This is a genomic window from Thiomicrospira microaerophila (assembly GCF_000934765.1).
GTDB lineage: Bacteria > Pseudomonadota > Gammaproteobacteria > Thiomicrospirales > Thiomicrospiraceae > Thiomicrospira > Thiomicrospira microaerophila.
In genome coordinates this window covers 9,373-17,895 of the sequence record NZ_KN882200.1, presented here as the reverse complement: position 1 = coordinate 17,895, position 8,523 = coordinate 9,373, and the positions used below count along the sequence as shown (strand labels likewise).

Sequence of the window (8,523 nt, the reverse complement as noted above, 5' to 3'; positions counted from 1 at the left end):
ATCTCTTTAAGTTTCGTATTCAGTATCGAGCCTTTTATCGAATAAGGTCGCCCAAACCGATTCAATAGCAATGCTTTCTGTTCACTGACCTCATTCTTTACTAGCAATTCATATCGTTCATGCAACTTGTACTGCCACAGCCGCTCATATAGGGATATAGGGATATGAATTGTTCGTTCCTTATTGCCTTTTGTGCCCCCTTGCCCGTTTATCACCGCCATATCCTTGGAACTCAATACAACCGGCACAATCGCCTTACCACGCTTGGTTTTAGGGTCTTGTATGTAACTCTCTGGAAACGTCATCAATTCCTCTTTACGCATGCCTGTTTGAAGGGCTAAACGATAAATTAGTTGCTGAGAGATAAAACACTGGTGAGCCATTAAAGTTTTGACCTCTTGTTTAGTCAAAATCTGTAAAGCGGCAACATTTTCTTTAAGCATCACATTAGCCGTATTTTTTTGGTTTCCTGACCTATCCGTATGCGCTAAGAAGCCTTTGCCTTTGTTGATAATTACCGTCTCAATGTCGTAAGGAACAGATTCAATCCAGTGATTTCTTAGCGCAAATTCGTAGAACTGAATGATGATTCTTAATCGTCCATTGATGGTTGTTGAAGATAAGCCTTGATTCACTGACCAGTCACGATAAGCGGCAATGACTGAATGCTGAGTAGTCGCTAAACTTGAACGCCAATCTAAATTGTTACCCTCAAGCCAACCGAAAAAATCATACATATCCTGACCGTAACGCCACCAAGTATTCTTGCTTTCGACTCGCCCTCTGGTAATGCAAAAATAGATTAAGAACTGATTCACTTCCCACACCAACTCCATTTCAGAATTAACGATTAAAGGAAAGTCTTCATAGGAATGACCGTGCAGTTTAAAGTCTTCTGTTGCTTTAATTAATCTCATAAAACCAACTTCTCAAAACAATATGATTTAACTATAAATTAATTGTAAGATTATTACAACTGCATATCATTTCCAATTAGTGCTATCGATGGACTCTGCACACTCCACTAAAATAGCCGCATCCCAATCAAATTCGGCTTCTAACCAATTTGAGGCTGTGCGCTCGTTCAATTCAACTTGCATACTCACGATATGCTCGAATACGCTATGCATGACCTTACTCCAAAAATGCGTGGTTATTCTAAATCGTAATTTATGCTATACCCTTTTTGCTCAAATAGCCTGACAATCTCTTTGAGCATTGGCATTGGCAGATACTCGCCTTTGGAGGCATAATAAGGACCTGTTTCGGTTTGGAGTATTTCACACTGCACAGTCAATACGCCCTGCCCAGCAGTTAAAACTTTCCTCAAAACAAACCCCTTCGCCATATCTCGACCATCATCAATACACGCCTGTGTCGCTTGTATTGCAACTTCGCCACCCCACCAAGCACGATAAGGAAGTGCATTTGGATCTGTCACATAGGGCGTGGCTATTACAGCCATTAAGGAGATGACACTGGCACTCATAATTAGGAAAGGCCTGTAAATTTAGAAGTTTAAAATTTGATTATAACTCTACTGTTTTAAGAACTCTAACTGTGATCGATTAAAAATATAATGTTTAGTCTATTATTCCTGAACTTGCGTTGCTAACAGAGTCACCCCAAGTATGTTAACAACGTTTAACACATGTAATTGCTGTAAAGCAGTAGTGATACGATAATATTTCCTGAACACTCATATTTATATCGAAAAATAATGGTTTATCTATTGGATGACATCAATAATAAAACCGATTGAATATCTATTATTTTTCAATTTTATGTATATGCTACAAAAAACAAGCTTGCTAACTAATTTCTTGTAGCATATAATTTATTTAAGTTAATACTATGTAATCGGATATTTTCATGAAAACCACAACTGACCTATATGCATACGCTCAAAATGTAGAGATACTCAGAGAGGATATCCTTCGCACAGAATATCCACCAGAACTTCGTAAAACACCACCCTTGTTCTCTGTTGCGATGGCTTCAAGCTTGCTAGATATGTCATATCAAAGTCTTCAGCGATTAATTCGAGAAGGCGGTATTGAATGCAACGAAGATGATAATAATAAACGGGTTTTTACATTAGAACAACTAGATATTGCAAGAAAGAAACTACAAAGCAATACGCGTAAAAAAGATTACTATATAGCTCGCCCTGAAAATATTATCAATCCGTATGTAATTTCAGTTGCAAATTTAAAAGGTGGCTCATCTAAAACAACAACAGCCTTTCATCTTGCTCAGTATCTGGCCATGCAAGGTTATAGGGTACTAGCAATTGACAGTGATCCTCAAGCATCGTTATCGAGCATGCTGGGTAAAATTCCACTCGAAGGTCCTGATGTAGAGGGTAGTCAATTTGTTTCTCCTGAGCAAACACTTTTAAATTTATATTCAGAGTCAAAACAACTTAAACCTGAAAAAACATATTGGCATAACCTAGATCTCATACCATCAAGCATTAGGCTGTTTGACGCTGAATTTATTATGCCATCACGACAGATGAATGAAGACAAATTTCAATTCCATCGTGTCTTACATGACGAGTTGAGAAGCTCTCACTTTATTGATTACGATATTATCGTTATAGACTGTGCACCTAGTTTTTCATATGTTACGTTAAATGCAATTTACAGCTCTGACGCAATGATTGTACCTGTTCCACCCTCACATTTAGATATTCTCGCAACAGGTGCATTTTTTGATCAATTAAATTTAGTTTTAACTCAGATCGAAGAAGCATTTTCTGAATCCAAATCATTTGATTTCATATTGGGTTTACGAACAAGAATGGAATCCGACCTTGAATCACTTCGAAATGGATCTCGCATTGCTGAAATTTTTGGCGGAGATATGATTCAGGAACAAGCAATTATTTCCAAAGCTGTAAAAGTAGCTGCTGATAAGAATATGTCGATTTATGAGTTAAATGGAGAAGGTGTTAACTCAAGAACATATAAGCGTGCTATCGAATGCTTTAATGCAATTAATCGCGAGGTCTTGTTACGCGTCATTGATGCATGGTCCGTTAAATCTAAACATTTTAGTAAAACTGGAGCTAATTAATGTTATCGAAAGAACAAATTTTAAAAGATGAGGCTATGGCGCGTGATCGACGACGTGCAGCTGCTAACGCGCTTAAATCCCAAGTGACCTCTCGCTCCTCTGATAGTGCGGTATTTAGCACTTCTGTAATTTCACAGCAGAAAATACAAATTGAACAGTTGGAACGTGAAAGAAATGATTTACTTTCACGATCAATCATTGATTTGCCCTCAGAACTCATTGAAGTTACTGACTTTGCTAATCGCAATGAAAGATTTTTATTTACAGAAGATTTTTTTAATCTAATAGACTCAATTTCTGAATCTGGTCAACAAATACCCATCCAAATAAGAACAAACCCAGATCATGATTCCGTATTTAAATATCAGCTCATTTCTGGACGTAGGCGACTAGAAGCATGTCGTTTTCTCAACATTAAAGTCAAGGCAAGCTTGGTTGAGGCCGATGATGTTCGCTTGCTTGAACTTCAGCTCATTGAGAACATTCGCTCTGACTTGAACTGCTTTGAAGAAGCTAGGTCTGTTCATTTGTTAAAACAAAAAGGATCGTTTAAGTCTGACGCGCAACTCGCTCAGACCTTAGGATTTTCAAAAGCAAAACTATCATTGTTATTCAAAATATTACGCATACCATCCGTTATAGTTGACAATATTTTAACTCACTCTCTTGTAGTTGGTACTCGCACATATGACGGAGTATTTAAGGATGTTTTAAACAATGAAACTGTTTCATTGAGAGAAGCTATTTATCTTACCGATTATTGGGAGCAACTACCTCATATTACACAAAACGAAATTATCTCTGAAATTGACGATAAAAGCAGTGTTTTCAATTCTGCTCATTCACTATCAGAAAAAGTACAACATCTTAAGTCTTTTGCCAAAAAAACTAAAACTGCTTCCCCTACCCTCCCCAAACTTAAAAGGGATATTAGTTTTAATGGAAAGCAAATTGGAAGAATTCAAACTACTATGAATAAAACAGATATTGTTCTAAAGTTCAGTTTACCTGAAGAAGAGATTAACAAGCTCGAAGAAATGCTATTAGAAAAATATGGGAAATATATATAATGCATTTTATGTGCGCATTATGTATTATCTAAAACACTGTTTAACGCGTTAAACGATTTATTAAGGATGACCATCATGTTTAGTTAGTGAGACAATAATTTACAGAATAAGCCCATGTTGGTCGCATGGGCTTGTAAAGTGAATTTATCAAACAGTAAACCAAGTATGCTCTATCTCCCCAGAAAAAGCATAAATATGTGTTTAATAAATAGTTCTGACAACGAGTTCTATTTTACCAAAGTTTCTTACAAAGTCAAAGTAAGTTTAACTGTTAAACCCTATTATCCTAAATTTCTGTTTGGTATTTCATATGTACTCACCTTTTTAATAAAGGTTATGAAATGCTATTATCCAATAAAACATTACAAAACATTATGTCCGAGGATGTATATTTTGCAATCCCCTGCTCTGTATCAAAATATCTTTTTAACAGCGTAAGAGACGCTACAAGTTTATTTTTGATGGAAAGAATCGTATCATTAACACTTCAAAAAGGTGTTAAGGAATCATCAGGTATTTCTATCAGATTAAGTTACTCACTTCTAGAGAAACATACAAAAATAAAGTCTCGAACCTTGGCAACAAAGCTCAATGCACTTGAAGAAGACGGATTAATAAAACGCTCTGATGTTAATAATCATGGACAACTAATACATGTTCTCCTTCCTGAATCAATCACAAAGTTCATACACAAAAGATTTAAGAAAGAACCCACACTTCAAGCTAATTCTGAAATGAAATCAAGTATTGATGTCGCCACTACACCGGATAATCATACATCCTTAAATCTATCCAACTTCAATGTTGAACAGTTAAACATTGAATTAAAGAATATTAAAGAAGAAATATCAGAGATTGAATCATTGATGAAGCATGAACTCCAGAAGGAATTAAAAAAGCGAAATCTAAGGATTTATGAAATTGATGAATATTTTCTTAAAAACTTAAAAAATTCAAAAATGGAACATTACCAATCATCTCTTGCTACTCTTAAATATAGACTTGACAACATTAATCATGATTTAACAACAGTAAAATGTCAGGTCATGAATAAAGTACAGGCTAATCCAGATAAAAAAATATTAGATACAAGCAAATCATCTAGTGACCATAAAAACGTTTTGCGATTTATATCAAAAAAGTTATCTAAAGGACTTCTCACTAGACTTAAAAAATTAAAAAAAATCGGTGATAAGTTAAGCATACATAAACAAATCTTGTGGTCTCTAAGGTTTGGATGGTATAGAAATAAGGATTGGACACCTTTTCATTGCCTAAACCACGCCTTAAAACTTGTTCGTTTGAATGAATGGACAATTCCGGCTGGGTATGATGAAAACCAAATTAATGGTTTAGTAAACTTTCATCTTTTAGGCTAATTACTATGCGTTGGGGGATGCAAAAATTGCTACCATTTAATAGAAATCCTTATAGGATTTCATATAAAGAAAATAATATTATTATTTTAGCTTCGCTATTTTTTTAAAAAAGTAATTGTAAATTTTCATGAAAAATTAGTTGCTTTTAATTCATAAACTTTTACAGACCAAGGGATATGGTGATTAAATTAATGCGAAATGACATGCGATTTTAGTTACCAGATAGAAGACCTTTTAAATAGGTTTTTTGATAACACCAAATGCGATACTGGGAAATATAAAATTTCAGCCATGTTTAAATCGATTCATTATGCCTAAACGTGAATTGATGCAGAATATGTCAACATACTTTAAGTCAGTTCTTTAAAAATTTAATTGCATTTGTTTTGCCCTTGGTAGGGTCGGGAAGTTCAACACGGTTTCGATGGTATGTTGATCAGCGTCCTCTGGTATTGGGTTGATAAAGACTTCTTTTCGTGGCAAGGTTACGGTTAGTCTGCCTTTGCTAAAACGCGCTGGATTGCGTTGATAGGCCGTATCGAGTGCTTGTTGGCGAACCTGCTCGATGTGTTAAACTTGGCCACTAAATACTTGATGAGGCGTAAATCCGGCTAAGGCGCTGTGATGATACTCATGGTTATACCAAGTTACATAATCCTGACACCAACGCATGGCATGGTCGTAGTTGTCAAAACGCCGTGGATAATCCGGTTGATATTTAAGCGTTTTAAACTGCGCCTCACTCATCGGGTTATCGTTACTGACTCGTGGTCGACTATGGCTGGCGATAATCGCTAACTCACCGAGTAAATCCAGATAACAATGCACGGTCATCGGTGTGCCACGATCTTGGTGTAATGTTAAGCTATTCGGCGCAATCTTGTAGCGCTGCGAGGCCTCTTGAATCAGCTGTGAAGATAACGCACTGTTTTCTTTGTGCGACAACATCCAAGCCACAATATAGCGACTGAATAAATCCATCACCACATACAGCGATAAGTATTCACCGCGCTTTTGAGTGGCAAGCTTGGCAATATCCCACGTCCACACCTGATTAGGCGAATCAGCACGTAAACGCGGTACACTGTGCGTCTGACCGGACGTTGATTTCGCCGTTCGTCATTGAGAATTTGGGCGCGCAATAACCGATGCATCGTACTGAGCGAACACAGATACTCGCCTTGTTGCAATAGGTCTCACTGGTGACCGTAGTTAACACCGCTTGGCGTTCGGCTTCGGTGATCGCCTTAAGTTGTACAGTGTGTTGACGTGAGCGATTCACTGGCTGCATGGGGATCGTTCTGGTTTAGTTTACAAGTTCACATCTATCTACCAGCATTTATAAGTTATTGATCTAAATTAGTGTAAAGGTATCGAGTATTGTGACAACGTATTTTGAGTCAATCATACAGTTGTGTTGTTTCACCTTTGTACCATCAATACACATATAGTCAGATAGAATCTCTTAGGCACCTATAGCTGCACTTAAGTTGAAATAGGAACATGTCTAGACATATACCTTTGACAAGTGAAAATAGTTTATAGATCATTAATGAATGGCTAACCTTTGGATGTATGTGTACTTAGCTCAGCCTTTATCCCTGAAGTAAGTGGGAACAATAAAAATAATAACTGAGTTCGTTACTATTTCCTACAAGGCTACAATCTAATCAAATGTAAAAAGTATAATAGATTACGAAGTAAGAGTTTGCAGGGCTCCAAATTAATAATTTTTTTGACTGCAAGTGGATTTACTTGTAGTTTAATATGAGAAGAATTTATTCCACACAACTTGAAACTTTAAAGTTATTTGAATAATGATTGATGAACTTTTCAGACACTTGTTTATTACCAACAACCCACCCGTGAAATCATTGAGGTTAACATGATTGCCGAAGGGAATTCTCTATTTAATAGCCAATAGATATTATTTCACTAATTTTTCTTTATGCACCTAATATTAAGGTCGATAAAGACATCGACTAAATTAATAGATATCTCTCTCAGCCTTTTCTTTATCAATTGAATTTTTACATTTGGGTGCAGGTATGATGAAAATGAATAGGCATGTTGTGGAAAATCTAACTATGCAATTGCCTAGATTTATGCACTAGTCCTACATTTGTTTCTAAGAAATTAAATTTTTAGTGACAAGAATCCTCATTAATTTTCTTTGACACTTAAAAGAATAAGCATGTTTTTAAATACTGATTAACTTCAAATACAAGCAATATGGTAGTCAGCCAGCAGTAACGTTTAACGCGTTAAACATACCCTTTTCGTTCTAGCACTTTTATTCGATAAGGCTAACCATCGTCCTAAGCAAGAATGTTCTGTTAATTGTGAATAAGATATCCTGACGTTGATTAAAACTCAGATGTTTAAAAAATAAATAGCGTATTATCAAAAGTGTTTAACACGTTAAACACTTTTGATAAATAGATTTTATGCATTGAAAAAATGTTTTATAAATGACTGACTGTAGATGATCCAGATGAGATTAAGGTGGTTAAGATTGATCGTCGCACCCTGCCAAAAGGGCATACCTACACATTCAAAGGGTATGAGAATCGCCAAGTATTTGATATCGATATTCGTCGTCTCGTCACAGAGTACCGTGCTGAAATTATGGAGGATGAGCAAGGCACACGTTTTGTTGCCCCCTTTCCAGAGCATGTTAGATCATCGGTTCAATACGGACCGGCATTAAAGGCCCATGCGGTTTACTTGTCGCTGTATCAGTTGCTACCCTATGATCGTGTGCGTGAGTACTTTGAAGATCAGCTCAGCATTCCCTTGAGTGTCGGTTCGCTGTTTAACTTCAATACGGAGGCCTTTGAGCGCGCCGCCTCGTTTGAAGAGTGGGTCAGGCCCCAGCTTAGGCATTCAGAATGCCTGCATGTTGATGAAACCAGTATCAATATCAATGGAAAACGCCATTGGCTACATGGTGCCTCAAATACATCGTTTACATGGTTGGCTGCGCACACAAA

At 36.6% G+C, this 8,523-nt stretch carries 7 protein-coding genes and 2 pseudogenes; 4 read left to right on the top strand and 5 right to left on the bottom strand.

Going from position 1 to position 8,523, the window contains the following annotated elements; genetic code table 11:
* The 3 genes from NA59_RS14020 to NA59_RS14015 form a co-directional block, all read right to left on the bottom strand.
* Positions 1 to 917: tyrosine-type recombinase/integrase (locus NA59_RS14020; protein ID WP_044414339.1), on the bottom strand; the 917-nt coding region annotated here is incomplete at its 3' end.
* Between the two features lie 66 nt (positions 918 to 983).
* The gene (locus NA59_RS14920; RefSeq protein WP_083945131.1) at positions 984 to 1,130 is read right to left on the bottom strand and encodes a dUTP diphosphatase; all 147 of its coding nucleotides are present in this window, start codon (positions 1,128 to 1,130) and stop codon (positions 984 to 986) included.
* 23 nt (positions 1,131 to 1,153) lie between these two features.
* Positions 1,154 to 1,489: a hypothetical protein gene (locus NA59_RS14015; protein ID WP_044414338.1), complete on the bottom strand. Its 336-nt coding sequence runs from the start codon at positions 1,487 to 1,489 to the stop codon at positions 1,154 to 1,156.
* Between the two features lie 383 nt (positions 1,490 to 1,872).
* Between NA59_RS14015 and NA59_RS14010 the strand changes: the two genes are divergently transcribed.
* The 3 genes from NA59_RS14010 to NA59_RS14000 all read left to right on the top strand — a co-directional run bounded on the left by NA59_RS14010 (position 1,873) and on the right by NA59_RS14000 (position 5,530).
* Positions 1,873 to 3,081, top strand: coding sequence for an AAA family ATPase (locus NA59_RS14010; protein ID WP_083945129.1), 1,209 nt, complete (start codon positions 1,873 to 1,875; stop codon positions 3,079 to 3,081).
* Positions 3,081 to 4,151 (top strand): ParB/RepB/Spo0J family partition protein, encoded by a 1,071-nt coding sequence (locus tag NA59_RS14005; protein ID WP_044414334.1) that lies wholly within the window; start codon positions 3,081 to 3,083, stop codon positions 4,149 to 4,151. Before NA59_RS14010 ends, NA59_RS14005 begins: the two co-directional genes overlap by 1 nt.
* 341 nt (positions 4,152 to 4,492) lie before the next feature.
* Complete coding sequence (locus NA59_RS14000; protein WP_044414330.1) at positions 4,493 to 5,530, top strand: hypothetical protein; 1,038 nt, start codon at positions 4,493 to 4,495, stop codon at positions 5,528 to 5,530.
* 570 nt (positions 5,531 to 6,100) lie between these two features.
* On the opposite strand, the gene NA59_RS15885 is transcribed toward NA59_RS14000, so the two are convergent.
* A complete protein-coding gene (locus tag NA59_RS15885) occupies positions 6,101 to 6,319 on the bottom strand; it encodes an integrase core domain-containing protein (RefSeq protein ID WP_407701059.1) in 219 nt (72 codons plus the stop codon).
* Positions 6,308 to 6,583, bottom strand: a pseudogene (locus NA59_RS15880) (DDE-type integrase/transposase/recombinase); the annotation flags it as partial. The pseudogene NA59_RS15880 and the gene NA59_RS15885, both read right to left, overlap by 12 nt.
* 1,428 nt (positions 6,584 to 8,011) lie before the next feature.
* Between NA59_RS15880 and NA59_RS13990 the strand changes: the two are divergent.
* A pseudogene (locus NA59_RS13990) lies at positions 8,012 to 8,523 on the top strand (IS66 family transposase); the annotation flags it as partial.